Source organism: Pedobacter heparinus (assembly GCF_032678725.1).
Classification (GTDB): Bacteria; Bacteroidota; Bacteroidia; order Sphingobacteriales; family Sphingobacteriaceae; genus Pedobacter; species Pedobacter heparinus_A.
In genome coordinates this window covers 1-13701 of the sequence record NZ_JAVTSC010000016.1, presented here as the reverse complement: position 1 = coordinate 13701, position 13701 = coordinate 1, and the positions used below count along the sequence as shown (strand labels likewise).

Here is a 13701-nt window from a genome sequence, read left to right as displayed (position 1 = left end):
AATTAACTACTTAAATCGACTAGTTATGCAACACAATGTAAAAAGTCTGTCAGGCTTCACAATTGGTGCAACTGATGGAGAAATCGGAAAGGTAAAGGACTTTTATTTTGACGATCAGACCTGGACCATACGGTATTTAGTGGTGAAAACCGGAGGTTGGTTATCTGGACGTAAAGTGCTGCTTTCCCCGTTTGCCCTGGGGCAAACAGATTGGGTAAATAAAGTGTTTTCTGTAAACCTGAACAAACAGCAGGTACAGGACAGTCCTGATATTGATACCGAGAAAACCGTTTCCCGCCAGCATGAAATTGAGTTATACAATCACTATGCCTGGCCTTATTACGGGGCTGCAGGAGCAGGATTTTATGGAGGAATGGGGATGTCGGGAATGGTGGATTCAAGAGTTCCTTTTGAAGAAGCCATTGCTGAGCAACATCTGGAAAACGAGGGCGCAGACCCGCATTTGCGCAGTACCGAGGAAATCCGGGGTTACCATATTCACGCTAGCGATGGTAAAATAGGCGAGGTGGAGGATTTTATCCTCAATACTCAGACATGGAAGATTGATTACCTGATCGTAGCCACTGGTAACTGGTTTGCTGGAAAGAAGGTCATCCTTTCCCCTGAATGGATCAAACAGGTGAAATGGGAGGACAGCACTGTTTATATTGATCTTCCCATTGATGCGGTAAAACATAGTCCTGAATATGATTCGGACGTTCCATTGCAGGAAGCTTACCGGGAAAAGCTCCATAATTATTATGGAAAATCAATCAAAGGCCATCAAAATTCGATTGTAAGATGAAAACCACGGGCAGAATAAATAAACGGATTAAAATGGAAAAGCCTGGCGAAAAAGGCAATCCGGGCTACTTTTTTCATGCTGATGAGGATTTTAGGGAAGACCGGGATTGGGGAAAGCAGAGAAGGATAGCCTCCAAAGCCATTAGCAAATCCAGCAACAAGTTTGAGATTTAAAATCTCAGGAGTAATCGATAACCCTAAATTTAATATTATGGCAAAGTATTCTGAAAAAGCATCCGAGAAAGTAGAAAAAACGATGCACGAGATGAAAGAAGGCAAACTCAAGTCAGGAAGCGGCAAAAAGGTAACTTCCAAAAAACAGGCTGTTGCAATAGGATTATCTGAGGCAAGAAAAGAAGGTGCTAAGGTTCCTAAGAAGAAATAAGAAGAAATCTTGGCATTTTATTTAAACGAAGTTGTCTTCATTCATTTAAAAAGAGGCTATGTGATCACCATTGATTACGTTTGCAGGAATCCGGATATGTATAAGGCGGGCAGGAGCCAGGGAACGCTGATTTGTTATTACAAACATTCGGTGAATGATTCTTTTTATACGCATATCGGGGAACAGGATATGACCACTCATGTGAATTTTTCTGCGCTGAGTTATTGGGGAGGTTTTTTAAACGATTTAAAACTTTTTGTTAACTGAATAGTTAATGCCTGGTGATATTGAATTAAAATCTATACAACAGATTCATGATGAAAATTGACGCTCAATACTATACCGACTTCAATTTAAATAACTACTATGGAAAATCAACAGAACACCTCAGAGAACCCAGCAGAAAAATATCCTAAACCGCCTTTTTTAAAGCAGGATCAACCAGCTCCGGGAACCGAGTCTCGGCTTCGTCCACAAGCAGATCATGGAGAAGAGTCCTATAGGGGGAGTGGTAAACTAGAGGGAAAAAAGGCAGTTATTACCGGCGGCGATTCCGGGATAGGCCGTGCGGTGGCGATTGCTTTTGCCAGGGAAGGAGCAGATGTTTTGATCAGCTATCTTGATGATACTGAAGATGAGGATGCAAATACCACTGCGGAGCTGGTGGAAGCGGCTGGCAGGAAAGCAATTTTAGTAAAAGGCGATATACAGGATGAAGCCCATTGCAAACACATTATCGATACGGCGATAAAAGAATTCGGTGGACTGGATATTCTGGTCAATAATGCCGCATTCCAGATGGCAAGAGAAACAATGGCTGATATTCCATCTGAAGAATGGGACCGGACTTTCCGCACAAATATCACTGCGATGTTCTATTTATGTAAAGCTGCTGAGCCTCATCTTAAACCTGGTAGTAGTATTATTAATACCACTTCAGTAAATGCTTATTCGCCAAGTGAGCAGTTACTTCCCTATGCGGCTACAAAGGGTGCTATTCAGAATTTTACGGCCAATTTAAGCCAGATCCTGCTAATGGATGGTAAAGGCATTCGGGTAAATGCGGTAGCGCCGGGGCCAATCTGGACGCCGCTAATACCTTCTACTATACCAAAACATGAAGAATTCGGTAAGGATACGCCAATGAAAAGGGCAGGGCAACCTGCGGAAGTGGCACCGGCATATGTGTTCCTGGCTTCCCAGGATGCGAGCTATATCGCAGGGGCTACTATACCTGTTACCGGAGGACGGATTACTATTTAAGCAATGTTTCTTGAAAAATGCATTCTGATAAAACGGCAATGGATGGTTTGCGCTTTTCTTTAAGGGGTGATGATCTTTTCACGTTGTTTTTCGTCTTGCTGTCAGTAAAATTCCGTCGCTCCAGAATTCTGCTAATAGAAGATGATCTCAACCTTTGTGTGTATAGCCTATTCACGACGAGACATACTCCTGCCATTGGCCCGTAAGGTTAGCGTATATTCGGTTCATGGTCGGTGCAAGTAGGATGTATTACCAGCTTAGAAAAGTCAATCAGCAGAAACCATTTGAGTTAACAGTTGTTATTTGACACATAAACATTGAGCTATGAAAATTTACTTGAAAAATTTATTACCTGTTTGTTTACTGATCGGCCTGCAGTCCTGCGGCAATGCGGACCGTAGTGGAACTAATGCAGCAACACAAATGGGCGATTCGATAAGTGATATCGCCAAAAATGTAGGGCAGGTTTCTACCACTGCAGACCTGGATAATAAGGCAAAGGCCTTTGTGTTAAATGCTGCAACCGGAGGGATGATGGAAGTGGAGGCTGCAGGGCTGGCACTCAAAAAAAGTAAAGATAAAGTGGTAAAAGATTTTGCCGGGCTTATGCTGAAGGACCACCGCATGGCTAACCATGAGCTGGAAATGATTGCCAGTAGAAAAGGGATTGAATTAACCAAGACTCTGCCTGAAAAACAAGCGGGGCATCTAGCTGAAATGAACACATTAGCCGACCGGGCATTTGATGTACAGTACATGCGTATGATGATTGGTGACCATGAAAAGACTGTTCAACTCTTTACTGAAGGCGGTCATCTGGCCGATCCGGAATTAAAAGCCTTTGCCGCTAAAACGCTTCCCATTATCAAAGCGCATCATCAAAGTGCAGTAGAAATTGGTAAGCGATTAAATATCACAAATGCAAACAATGGCGATGATGTATTGGGTTTGAGCCCTGCGAAAACAGAAAGGAATTAAGCAATTCAACTTAGTTAAATGAAGTCATGCCCTGTTTTTTCATGGCTTTTATCCAGCCTTACAAAATAGAGGGTGTAACATGAATTTTTAGCAAATTCTTTAAGGCTAATTAAATTTTATAAATTTAATTAGCCTTAAGCTAAATGTTTAAAACTTTTGTGATTTGCCTATTTAAAAAACCACCTGAAGATCTTAAAAATTAATGCCCACACGTGCGCCAATAAAATTCGCATTTTCAAAAGCTTCATACCTTATTCCAATATCTAAAAATCCCAGCTGGATGCCAACACCTGGCGCATATGTAAATGAACTGCTTGCCGGACTCCTCTGTATTTTATCATCTGCGTCCTTGTAAAATACGCGCAGAGAACTAAAACCAATTTCTCCTATGGCATAAAAATTATCTGTAATCATATATTTGCCACCAACCTTAACCGGGATATCCAGCGCTGCTTTAGCACTTGAACCCCTGATGTCTTTAGGGATAAAGGCAATGGCTCCTGAAGTAAGGGTTATGCCGATTTCTTTTGTTACATTATACTGCGCACGCAATGTTAAACCCGTACCAAAAGAATAGGCATCTTTAAGGCCTGATCCCGGGAGATTCCCTTCGACGCCTATGCCCAATCTGAATTTTCTGAAACTTTCCTGTGCATTGGCTATAAATGTAGCCACGCTTAATAATATGATTAATGTAAATGTTCTTTTCATTGCCTTGTTTGTTATGATTTATATTTGGTTAATTGCTGTTTTTAAAGTGTTCTTTTGGCGTTCCAGGTTCCACTGTTGTCACTGCCTTTATAGGTTCCTATGATCTCGTCGTTATCTAACACGCCGGTCACTGTAGTGGTTGGGCCGCAATTACAGTTCAAAGTATTGCCGGTAATTGTCCCGGCTACAAAGTTGATCCCACCTGAAGTACTGAGTTTGTCTTTTGAAAGTGCTGTCCAGGTATTGGTTTTTGAAGAAATGACCACATTAAGGCTACCTGCCTGGGCTGCACCGGAATCTTTCTTACCTACCGTACTGCCCTCATAACATTTAACCAGATTGTCTGATGTTTCTTTGATGAGCTGAAAGGAAATTATAGTATGCCCCGGAATGGTTAATGAACTGGTGGTAGCATTGCCACCAACTGCATCAACACTAAACCTGAATGAATAAACCTGTGAATTTGCAGTAGCGGTAAAATCTGTCACCAGAGGCTGGCCAGAAGTCCATACCGAAACGGTGGTAAAATTAACGGTAATCCCATCCAATACCATGGTGGCTTTCATGACTGTACCGCTGTTCATAATATCGATAAAAAGGGTGCCCGTTGATCCGACAACAATCCCTTTGTAAATTCCTTTGCTATTGCTGTTGTACTCTGCTTTTGCATCGGGTACATCTTTACAAGTTGAGCAGGTAAACCCTGGTTCTTCTGTTTTTTTGTCTTTTTTGCAGCCTGTTAAGCTGGCTGCCGCGATCATTAACAGGAGTAATACTGATGTGTTTTTGTAAATTCTGTTCATACGTTTATAGTTACCTGGCATTCATTTGCCGGAACAAACAACCGCAGAAAAAAATGCTTTAACGTGCCATCTTATAAAGTGGAACTAGTTTTTAGGGGATACGGGAATTTATAATTAGTATTGCATATGACTAATAGCCAGCATCTTGATTTCTCATTTTATCTGTCGCTATTTTGTTGCCTTCATTTATGGCTGCTTTGCCTGTTTCTGGTTCTTAAAAAACAAAAAAGATTTCCAGATTTTTTACTGGCAACATTTCTTTTTGGATTTTCCGCTATACACATTCAGCATCTCCTGCTGCAGGTGGGCTATATCAGTTACGTACCTTTTCTGGATCCCATAATGGGCGTTGTACTGAGTACACTCGGTCCGCTTTTTTATTTTTATGTAAGATCACTTACCGGAGAAAACCAGCTGTTTAAAAAAATGAAACCGCATATAATAGTGTTGGTTCCTGCGCTGGTTCATTTTTTCTATTTATTATTTACTAAAAGCGGCGCACAGCTGCATGAATATTATTATAGGTCAGACGATCTGGCTACCCGCTATACTTTGATCAATCTAATGCTGCTTATGGGCATGCTTGGCTACTTCCTGTTTTATCTTGTCGCCTCTATTAAAGTGCTGAACCGCCATGCAACCCGCATCAGGGAGTCTTATTCTAATATTGAGAAGATACAGTTGGGCTGGCTGAAAGATCTGATCATTGCACTGATGATTTTTGCCTGTGTGATCGCCCCGGTAAGTATTTTGATTGCGGACACGCATTTTAGTCAGCTGGCAGTGGCTTATTTTAGCACATTTATTTATTTCATCATCGTTTATAAATCATTGAACTATTCTACAGTTTTTTCTGGTGGATTGATGCCGGAACCAATCCGGGTACAGGGACAGGATCAAACAAATGCCATTAGCCTGGAAATACAGCAGGCTGAGCGGTATACAAAATCATCATTGAGCAGTAACCAGGTAGAGGAATACGGACATTCTGTAGAGATTTTCCTGGTATCGAATAATCTGTTGTACGACCAGACACTATCCTTAAAGCAAATGGCCGAAGCCTTGAAACTATCACCTCACGTACTTTCGGAGGTTATCAACAGATATTACAACAAAAGCTTTTTTGATGTAGTGAATTCTTTTCGTGTGGAAGAAGCCAAAAAGCAATTGAAGCAAATTGAGCAGTTAAATTATACCATTGAAGGGATAGGGTATAGTTGCGGTTTTGGCTCTAAAACTACATTTTACAGGGCTTTTAAAAAGCATGCCGGCTTAACTCCGTCAGAGTTTAATGCACTGAAACCAGCTAAAGGGCGATGAATAAAAGAAATATAATACGCCGGTTTTGCTATCAGTGTTTTCCATCTCGGCGCGGTGAGTAACATTAATATTTTTTTCATAGTTTTTCGTTTGGATTTTTAATGATACTTTGATGCAGGTCGATTGTTGTTAATGGTTCCATGGGTATTGAACAGAAAAATAAAAGAGCTGCATTTTTTTGCAGCTCCACCCGGTTTTTTGTATGGACTCTTTTGTCCTTACAAAATATAGGGTAAAAACCTAAAATGTAATCAATGAATAAAATTATGGTCAATTTGCAGGAAGGGAATGGGAAAGTCTGAAAGGGTAAGCTAACAAATTGATATAGAAGGCATTTACTTAATAAACTTAATTATTAAAAAGTACTTTGAATTACAAAGTTGTTTTTTATCTTTGTTTAAAATTAAGGTATTATGACAACATCAGTTCAAGAAATCGGAAACAAAAAACCACTATTTTCAAAACTCCTTGGAAGGCGGATGCTGGCTTGCGCGACAGTCGGTTTAGTACTTATCGCATTTTTTGTAATCGCGGCAGGTGATGGAAACCCGGCGTGGGGAAAATACTGGCGCATCAAACCTCTGGTACTTACTCCACTTTTGTGCGCGATGGTAGGTCTGTGCTATGACATCACTGAACCGCTTCGCAAAATTGCCGGTTGGCGGGGTAATGTACTTTTTGTACTTAGTATCATCGGCTTGCTAATGGGCATTTGGATGAGTCTGATTTTAGGCCTTAACGGAACGATGTGGGATTAGAGGTAATTCAGCATTGCGGGAATTTAAGGCGTCCTCGGACAATATTTTGAAATGGTAAAACTATTGAATGGTTAATCGGTTATCTTAGCATAACTGTAGCGTCATGGAATCATTCGAAATCACATCAGCAAATGCGGGTGCTGGCAGCGAGGGGGGTAGTTAGGTGGTATTAAAGGGATTGGATCTCTTCGATGGATAGCTTAGTATATTTAGCAATCTTTTCAATAGGTTGATTATCAGCCAGCATTTCTAAAGCCATCTCAATTGCTTTTTTGTGCTCGCCTTCTGAAACACCTTGTTCTAATCCTTGCTGTAAAATATACTGATCATGGTTGTAATTGTCGCGTTTTATTTTCAAACTTTGCTGGTATACATTCATTTCTGCTGGTGTTAAGTTGCTGACTTCGGCAATTTTAAACAGTTTCTTAAATATCTTATCCTCCCTCAAAGATACGGGAATATCTTTTAAATCTCCCATATGCTTTAAATAGAACAGCCATTTGTCTTCATCTGTTTTTAACTCATCTGCTGTCTTGTGGAAGCCAGGCAGCTCATTTAACTAAATTTTTGAGGGTTCTCGAAATTTAATTTGGTGATCAAATATCAGGCTCACTACACGAACCCCGTTTAGGATTTTATGAATATAACAAACATGCTTTTAGTTTGTTAAGTTACAATGATCAATACAAATGAATCTGCCTCTACTTCTACCATCCAAAACCTCACAAGGATTATCCTGGGTCTTTTTATGATCTTGGCAGGTATCGGCCACCTCAGCATTCAGCGGCAGGAATTCCAGTCACAGGTTCCGGACTGGATTTCCCTGAACAAAGATCTTGTGGTCATCCTTTCGGGAATGATAGAAATTTTACTGGGAGTTGCGATGATCTTTTGGCGCAAGCAACGAATAAAGATTGGTATTACTCTTGCTATTTTTTATGTACTGGTCTTTCCTGGCAACATCGCGCAGTACACCGAGCACCGGGATGCATTTGGTCTGGATACGGATACCAAACGTTTGATACGGCTTTTCTTCCAGCCTGTGCTCATATTTTTGGCATTATGGTCAACCGGTGCGTTGAAGCAGCTGATCCGTAAATCCCCGGGGCATAAATGATCTTTAATAAGCAACCTTTTAATTACATATCAATGTTGCAATTCGGATGTCTCTATTTTTTGTATTGGACTTGTGCTTTTGTGGTTTATCAATTCAAATTCCGATATTCATTCGGCGTCATCCCGGTTTTTTGCTTAAACAACCTGGTAAAATGTTGCTGGTACTTGAAGCCCAATTCACCTGCTATATCATTAATGGATTTTGAGGGATCAAATATCCTATCTTTAGCCTCATCGATCAACTTGGTCTGGATATAATCTTGTGCGGTATGACCTGTTTCTTTTTTAATCAGGTCACCAAAATAATTCGGAGATAGGTATAGCTGTTCTGCGCACCAGGCTACACTTGGCAAGCCTAAGATCTGTGCCTTATCCGATCTAAAGTAATCATTCAGCAAATTCTCAAACCGTACCAGAACATCCTTATTTACATTACTCCGGGTGATAAACTGGCGGTCATAATAACGCATACAATAATTCAGGAACAGTTCGATATTTGATACAATGAGTGTTTTGCTGTGTTGGTCCATATTCATTTCTATTTCTGTAGAAATCTTCTCCAGACAGTCCACAATGGTTTTCCGTTCCTTTTTTGATAAATGCAGGGCTTCGTTCACCTCGTAAGAAAAGAAAGAATAGTCCTTAATCGTCTTAGCCAGGTTTGTACCCTTTATTAGATCGGGATGAAAAACCAGGGCATATCCGGTAGGTTTCATCAGTTTCCCGTTACTGTTCACACCGTATACCTGCCCTGGAGCAATAAATACCAGTGTGCCCTCATCGTAATCGTAGTGCTGACAACCATATACCATATCGCCACAATTGATGTCTTTTAAAAATACCGCTTAAATACCCATGTAATACCTGTAGTATTGGATGGCGGGCACTTCATCAAAATTAACCACACTCACCAAGGGGTGCAAAGTATCAACTTTTAAATAGTTGTTATATGCTTTAACCGTGTCTATCCTGTCAACCTGTTCCATTATTTTTAATATTACTCCACAAAATTAATAAACCTAACTGGTGGCAACCCAAATCATAAGTGAAATCAGTAAAAGTGGTAAAAATACCTGTATTCTGTATAAAGTGTCTATGCCACCGTCTGACGAACTTTGTGTGATGAAACACATGGAAGATAAAGTTGTTCTTATTACAGGAACAGCTCAGGGTATTGGATTTGCCACTGCAAAGACTTTTGCAGAAGCTTAATAGACAAAAAAATACAGATATGGATAATAAAAAAGAACTTCAAAACGAGCAAAACAGCAATCCGTCCAGTCGTCGCGATTTTTTAAAGGGTGCCGCCCTTTTTGGAGCGACTGCCTGTGTTCCTGCCGTACTGGTACAAAGCTGCACAGAACAAAAAACAACAACTTCAAACGAAAGTCAAAATGGAAATCATATGCCTTTTATTTCAAAATACCGCACGTTAGGGAAAGGTAGTGCCGCCATGGAAGTTTCGGCACTGGGCTTTGGTATCATGGGAATGAATTATCACCGTGGTGTGCATCCCGATGAAAAAGCGATGATAAAACTTGCCCGCCAAGTAGTGGAGCGTGGCGTTACCCTGTTTGATACGGCAGAAACTTATGGGCCGTTCGTCAATGAAGAACTGGCGGGCAAGGCACTTGCCGAGTTTAAGGGCAAGATTGCTGTTACCACAAAATTCGGCTTCAACTATGCCGGAAATAAAATAAACGAGAGGCCAGCTGGCCCCAATAGTAAACCCGAACGCATTCGTGAAATGGTGGAAGCATCCTTGAAACGCCTGAAGGTTGATGTAATAGAATTGCTGTACCAACACCGTTTAGACCCCAATGTACCTATTGAAGATGTAGCGGGAACAGTAAAGGACCTGATAGCCGAAGGCAAGGTAAAACATTTTGGGCTTTGCGAGGTCGGTGCAGATACCATCCGTAAGGCACATGCCGTACAACCTGTTACGGCCATACAAAGTGAATACCACATGATGTGGCGTGAAGTAGAAAAAGAAGTATTGCCTGTATGTCAGGAATTGGGTATCGGTTTTGTACCCTACAGCCCACTAAATCGGGGATTCCTGACTGGTGCCATTAACGAATACACCAGCTTTAATTCCGGCAACGACAACCGTAACATCCTGCCCCGGTTTACTCCTGAAGCCATACGGGCTAACCTTAAAATTGTGGAAGAACTGAACAAGTTCGGGCGCACAAGAGGTATCACTATAGCACAGGTAGCATTAGGGTGGCTGCTTCAAAAAGCACCATTTATTGTCCCTATTCCGGGAACTACCAAGCTATCACATCTGGAAGAAAACCTGAGGACTTTGGATTTTACATTTACCGGACAGGAATGGAAAGAGCTTGAAACAGCAGTGGCAAAGATTACCATCGTTGGCGACCGTTACCCGGCTTCAGAACAAAAACAGGTGGAAAAATAACCGGATAAGGTTCTATGAGCGTTATTCATAAAAATATGATCAATGGAAATTTTCAAAAATCTAAAACTGATGATGTTGTCTGTATGTATCGCATTGGCAATGTCAGCTTGTAACAACAATAAAAAAACAGAAGCAATGCAAGAAGAAAATAACATTTCGCTTTTTCCGAAAGGCGACAGCCTACCCAAAGAATGGTTTACCGGAAACGCTTTTCTGCAACCATTATTAGCAAAAGACAAAAACAATGATTTCGCACTCGGCAGTGTAACCTTTGAGCCAGGTGTAAGAACAATCTGGCATACCCATCCCAAGGGTCAGGTACTGATTGTTACCGAGGGTAAAGGCTGGTATCAGGAAAAGGGAAAGCCTGCACAGTCCATCAAAAAAGGCGATGTTGTAAACATCCCCGAAAACCTGGAGCATTGGCACGGAGCAGCAGCTGACAGTAAGATGGTACATATTGCCATTACCAATTACAAGGGAGAAGAAAATGTGACCTGGCTACAACCTGTAACAGATGCGGACTATAATGAGGTCAATAAAAAATAAACAGATGAACTGCAAATCGGGATTAGATGAGTTATAACCTGTTGATTATTAATAATATCTATAAAGCCGATTAATTACTGCATATTTGATTAAACACCAAAAAAATCATGTCAGAATTTAAGGTTGACCTCAGCAACTGCGACCGTGAACCTATCCATATTCCAGGCCAGATACAATCACACGGTTTTTTAATTGTACTCGACCAGAACAGTAATGTTAGTCATTGTAGTGATAATATAGACGATTTGCTTCGGGAATCGTCTTCGGCGCTGATTGGATGCCCCCTTCAATACGTGGAGATACTGCTGGGCATTGACTATCCGTCTGGATCTATCACCAATATGCTTAGCCTTGGTAAAGTTAATAAAAGCTTTGAACAGGCTAACCCATTTAAGATGGAGATCTTCGGCAAAGCTTATTACCTGATTATTTCGACGGCTGCTGACTATTATTTGCTGGAATTTGAACCTGCTTTTGCAAATGCCCTGTACGATGTCCAGAAAATGATGGGCCATGCTATTTCTAAGATGCTGGCAGACAAGAATCTTCAAAGTCTGCTGGATAATACCGCTTTGCAGGTTAAAAATACCATAAATTACGACAGGGTTATGGTATACCGGTTTGCAGAAGATGGCCACGGTGAGGTGGTATCGGAAGCTAAAAATGATGATCTGGATCCCTGGTTTGGACTGCATTACCCTGCCTCAGATATACCAAAACAAGCAAGGGAACTATACAAAAGGAACCTGACACGTATTATCGCCGATACCAATGCAATAACATCACAGATTTTAACATCTGCTTTTAATGGTCAACAGTTTCTGGATCTAAGCAATTCACAGCTCAGGGCTGTTTCGCCGGTGCACATTCAATACCTTAAAAATATGGGAGTGGCATCGAGCTTCAGTATCTCATTATTGGTTAAGAATGAACTATGGGGGTTAATAGCCTGTCATAATTATACACCAAAATTTATTGATTACCTGTCCAGGGAATCTTCAAAATTACTGGGACAAATTCTATCATCTGCCCTGGAGTTCAGGAAGGAAGAAATACATCAGCAAACCCAGGAGGTGTTCAATGATCATCTTGATAAACTGACCAAGCAATTACAGGAAAGTGTAGGTATTGAGGAGGCGCTTACCAGGCATCAGGTTAACCTGCTGGATATTGTACATGCAAGCGGGGCCGTATTGGTTTATGAAAAGAGTATGGTAAAACTGGGCATTACCCCTGATGATGAACAGCTGACCGGGTTAGTGGGATGGCTGAAAGAACATAACGATAAGCCTATATACCATTTGAGCAATCTTTCTTCAGTGTATCCGGCTGCAATTGACTACTGCATCATTGCAAGCGGTATCATGGTGGTTGTTATCTCAAGGGAACTGGGAGAGTATGTGATTTATTTCAAGCCGGAGCAACTTCAGTATATTACCTGGGCAGGAAATCCTGAAAAAACGGTATCGGTAAACCCTGATGGTTTAATGCAAATCTCTCCAAGAAATTCTTTTCAGGAATGGTCGGAAACAGTGCGGGCAACATCAGTGGGCTGGAGCACAGAAGAAATCAATTCTATGGTCCGTTTAAAGACCGAGATCAGCTATTCGATTCAGCAAAAGGCAGGGGTTGTGCGGCTATTGAATGAAAAATTACAACAGGCCTACGATGAACTGGATACTTTCAGCTATACCATATCCCATGACCTTAAAAACCCGATAGCAGCGATAAAAAGTTATGCCCAGCTTCTGGCAAGAAACCAGGAATTTGCTGAGCGGGACAGGATGCTCCTGGGAAGGATATCCGATCGTGCAGATCAGATGAAACTGATGATCCACGCAGTGCTGGACTATTCAAGGATTGGCAGATCAGAAATCAATTACCTCAGTATAGACTGCGGCGCACTGATTGAGGATATTATTAAAGACCTGGAACTGGTATACGAAACTCAGAACTTAAAAATAACGATCGGAGAAACGCCGGAGCTCAAAGGAGATCCGACGATGATGATGCAGATATTTTCGAACCTGATCAGCAACGCGGTAAAATATTCCATTCACACAGAAGCCGCCCATGTGCATATTGAAGGAATTATAAACGATGTGGATATCTGTTATGCGGTAAAAGACAATGGGCTTGGTATTGCACCCCGTGATCTGTCTAAAGTATTTGGGCTGTTTAACAGGATGGATAATGTTAAAGATATTGAGGGCTCTGGGGTTGGACTGGCTATTGTTAAAAGAATAGTCGAAAAACACAAAGGCCGTATATGGGTGGAAAGTGAATTAAACCTGGGATCTGCATTTTTTGTCAGCTTTAATAAATAGCCTGTCATAATATGGTTACCTGAACATCAATTATACCGTTATTGTCCATGTGTGTTATTTCGATTATCGTGGTTGTCTTTAACGCATGTGGTGATGCTGGACTACCGTTTAAATGGCGAGGATGCCAAACAGATCTGCTACCGGATCAAATCGCGTTATCCGCACCTGCCGGTTATTGCCTTGAGCTGTAATTATAATATTGACAGGCTTTATGGGGAGGGTGGATTTGACGATTATATCAGAAAGCCTTTTGATCTGGATT

Annotated in this window: 18 protein-coding genes and 1 pseudogene; 14 read left to right on the top strand and 5 right to left on the bottom strand. The window is 41.2% G+C overall.

Features of this window, described 5'->3' with window-relative positions; all coding sequences use genetic code 11:
• Positions 1-25 precede the first annotated feature (25 nt).
• The 6 genes from R2Q85_RS20730 (at position 26) to R2Q85_RS20705 (ending at position 3430) form a co-directional block, all read left to right on the top strand.
• On the top strand, positions 26-805 hold the full coding sequence (locus R2Q85_RS20730; RefSeq protein ID WP_316813709.1) for a PRC-barrel domain-containing protein: 780 nt from the start codon (positions 26-28) through the stop codon (positions 803-805).
• Between the two features lie 32 nt (positions 806-837).
• Positions 838-978 (top strand): hypothetical protein, encoded by a 141-nt coding sequence (locus tag R2Q85_RS20725; RefSeq protein ID WP_316813708.1) that lies wholly within the window; start codon positions 838-840, stop codon positions 976-978.
• Positions 979-1015: 37 nt separating this feature from the next.
• Positions 1016-1189 carry a DUF6496 domain-containing protein gene (locus R2Q85_RS20720; protein ID WP_316813707.1) on the top strand — a complete coding sequence of 58 codons (174 nt, stop codon included), beginning with the start codon at positions 1016-1018 and terminating at the stop codon, positions 1187-1189.
• A gap of 9 nt (positions 1190-1198) precedes the next feature.
• A complete protein-coding gene (locus R2Q85_RS20715) occupies positions 1199-1456 on the top strand; it encodes an SAM-dependent methyltransferase (protein WP_316813706.1) in 258 nt (85 codons plus the stop codon).
• A 99-nt stretch (positions 1457-1555) separates the two neighbouring features.
• Positions 1556-2452: an SDR family oxidoreductase gene (locus R2Q85_RS20710; protein ID WP_316813705.1), complete on the top strand. Its 897-nt coding sequence runs from the start codon at positions 1556-1558 to the stop codon at positions 2450-2452.
• A gap of 324 nt (positions 2453-2776) precedes the next feature.
• The gene (locus R2Q85_RS20705; RefSeq protein WP_316813704.1) at positions 2777-3430 is read left to right on the top strand and encodes a DUF4142 domain-containing protein; all 654 of its coding nucleotides are present in this window, start codon (positions 2777-2779) and stop codon (positions 3428-3430) included.
• A 192-nt stretch (positions 3431-3622) separates the two neighbouring features.
• On the opposite strand, the gene R2Q85_RS20700 is transcribed toward R2Q85_RS20705, so the two are convergent.
• Together R2Q85_RS20700 and R2Q85_RS20695 are read right to left on the bottom strand one after the other, a co-directional pair.
• Complete coding sequence (locus tag R2Q85_RS20700) at positions 3623-4141, bottom strand: outer membrane beta-barrel protein (protein ID WP_316813703.1); 519 nt, start codon at positions 4139-4141, stop codon at positions 3623-3625.
• 41 nt (positions 4142-4182) lie between these two features.
• Positions 4183-4944 carry a hypothetical protein gene (locus R2Q85_RS20695; protein WP_316813702.1) on the bottom strand — a complete coding sequence of 254 codons (762 nt, stop codon included), beginning with the start codon at positions 4942-4944 and terminating at the stop codon, positions 4183-4185.
• 126 nt (positions 4945-5070) lie between these two features.
• Here R2Q85_RS20695 and R2Q85_RS20690 point away from each other — a divergent pair, with 126 nt between their 5' ends.
• Both R2Q85_RS20690 and R2Q85_RS20685 read left to right on the top strand, forming a co-directional pair.
• Complete coding sequence (locus R2Q85_RS20690; RefSeq protein ID WP_316813701.1) at positions 5071-6264, top strand: helix-turn-helix domain-containing protein; 1194 nt, start codon at positions 5071-5073, stop codon at positions 6262-6264.
• 413 nt (positions 6265-6677) lie between these two features.
• Positions 6678-7022: a hypothetical protein gene (locus R2Q85_RS20685; RefSeq protein ID WP_316813700.1), complete on the top strand. Its 345-nt coding sequence runs from the start codon at positions 6678-6680 to the stop codon at positions 7020-7022.
• A 169-nt stretch (positions 7023-7191) separates the two neighbouring features.
• Here R2Q85_RS20685 and R2Q85_RS20680 read toward each other — a convergent pair whose 3' ends face one another.
• Positions 7192-7572, bottom strand: coding sequence for a PD-(D/E)XK nuclease family transposase (locus R2Q85_RS20680; protein WP_316813838.1), 381 nt, complete (start codon positions 7570-7572; stop codon positions 7192-7194).
• 126 nt (positions 7573-7698) lie between these two features.
• Between R2Q85_RS20680 and R2Q85_RS20675 the strand changes: the two genes are divergently transcribed.
• Positions 7699-8139, top strand: coding sequence for a DoxX family membrane protein (locus tag R2Q85_RS20675; protein WP_316813699.1), 441 nt, complete (start codon positions 7699-7701; stop codon positions 8137-8139).
• A gap of 88 nt (positions 8140-8227) precedes the next feature.
• Here the strand turns inward: R2Q85_RS20675 and R2Q85_RS20670 are convergent, their stop codons facing one another.
• Complete coding sequence (locus R2Q85_RS20670) at positions 8228-8950, bottom strand: helix-turn-helix transcriptional regulator (RefSeq protein WP_316813698.1); 723 nt, start codon at positions 8948-8950, stop codon at positions 8228-8230.
• A gap of 33 nt (positions 8951-8983) precedes the next feature.
• The gene (locus R2Q85_RS20665; RefSeq protein ID WP_316813697.1) at positions 8984-9124 is read right to left on the bottom strand and encodes a hypothetical protein; all 141 of its coding nucleotides are present in this window, start codon (positions 9122-9124) and stop codon (positions 8984-8986) included.
• 40 nt (positions 9125-9164) lie between these two features.
• Between R2Q85_RS20665 and R2Q85_RS20660 the strand changes: the two genes are divergently transcribed.
• The 5 genes and pseudogenes from R2Q85_RS20660 to R2Q85_RS20640 form a co-directional block, all read left to right on the top strand.
• Complete coding sequence (locus R2Q85_RS20660; RefSeq protein ID WP_316813696.1) at positions 9165-9350, top strand: hypothetical protein; 186 nt, start codon at positions 9165-9167, stop codon at positions 9348-9350.
• Between the two features lie 19 nt (positions 9351-9369).
• The gene (locus R2Q85_RS20655) at positions 9370-10563 is read left to right on the top strand and encodes an aldo/keto reductase (RefSeq protein WP_316813695.1); all 1194 of its coding nucleotides are present in this window, start codon (positions 9370-9372) and stop codon (positions 10561-10563) included.
• Positions 10564-10605: 42 nt separating this feature from the next.
• On the top strand, positions 10606-11112 hold the full coding sequence (locus R2Q85_RS20650; protein WP_316813694.1) for a cupin domain-containing protein: 507 nt from the start codon (positions 10606-10608) through the stop codon (positions 11110-11112).
• A gap of 107 nt (positions 11113-11219) precedes the next feature.
• Positions 11220-13439, top strand: coding sequence for an ATP-binding protein (locus R2Q85_RS20645; protein ID WP_316813693.1), 2220 nt, complete (start codon positions 11220-11222; stop codon positions 13437-13439).
• Between the two features lie 51 nt (positions 13440-13490).
• A pseudogene (locus R2Q85_RS20640) lies at positions 13491-13701 on the top strand (hypothetical protein); the annotation flags it as partial.

Excerpts from the sequence above, each read along its gene's own strand:
- R2Q85_RS20730 (WP_316813709.1), top strand. The coding sequence starts at position 26 with ATGCAACACAATGTAAAAAGTCTGTCAGGCTTCACAATTGGTGCAACT.
- R2Q85_RS20725 (WP_316813708.1), top strand. The coding sequence starts at position 838 with ATGGAAAAGCCTGGCGAAAAAGGCAATCCGGGCTACTTTTTTCATGCT.
- R2Q85_RS20720 (WP_316813707.1), top strand. The coding sequence starts at position 1,016 with ATGGCAAAGTATTCTGAAAAAGCATCCGAGAAAGTAGAAAAAACGATG.
- R2Q85_RS20710 (WP_316813705.1), top strand. The coding sequence starts at position 1,556 with ATGGAAAATCAACAGAACACCTCAGAGAACCCAGCAGAAAAATATCCT.
- R2Q85_RS20705 (WP_316813704.1), top strand. The coding sequence starts at position 2,777 with ATGAAAATTTACTTGAAAAATTTATTACCTGTTTGTTTACTGATCGGC.
- R2Q85_RS20700 (WP_316813703.1), bottom strand. The coding sequence starts at position 4,141 with ATGAAAAGAACATTTACATTAATCATATTATTAAGCGTGGCTACATTT.
- R2Q85_RS20695 (WP_316813702.1), bottom strand. The coding sequence starts at position 4,944 with ATGAACAGAATTTACAAAAACACATCAGTATTACTCCTGTTAATGATC.
- R2Q85_RS20690 (WP_316813701.1), top strand. The coding sequence starts at position 5,071 with ATGACTAATAGCCAGCATCTTGATTTCTCATTTTATCTGTCGCTATTT.
- R2Q85_RS20685 (WP_316813700.1), top strand. The coding sequence starts at position 6,678 with ATGACAACATCAGTTCAAGAAATCGGAAACAAAAAACCACTATTTTCA.
- R2Q85_RS20675 (WP_316813699.1), top strand. The coding sequence starts at position 7,699 with ATGATCAATACAAATGAATCTGCCTCTACTTCTACCATCCAAAACCTC.
- R2Q85_RS20670 (WP_316813698.1), bottom strand. The coding sequence starts at position 8,950 with ATGGTATATGGTTGTCAGCACTACGATTACGATGAGGGCACACTGGTA.
- R2Q85_RS20665 (WP_316813697.1), bottom strand. The coding sequence starts at position 9,124 with ATGGAACAGGTTGACAGGATAGACACGGTTAAAGCATATAACAACTAT.
- R2Q85_RS20655 (WP_316813695.1), top strand. The coding sequence starts at position 9,370 with ATGGATAATAAAAAAGAACTTCAAAACGAGCAAAACAGCAATCCGTCC.
- R2Q85_RS20650 (WP_316813694.1), top strand. The coding sequence starts at position 10,606 with ATGGAAATTTTCAAAAATCTAAAACTGATGATGTTGTCTGTATGTATC.
- R2Q85_RS20645 (WP_316813693.1), top strand. The coding sequence starts at position 11,220 with ATGTCAGAATTTAAGGTTGACCTCAGCAACTGCGACCGTGAACCTATC.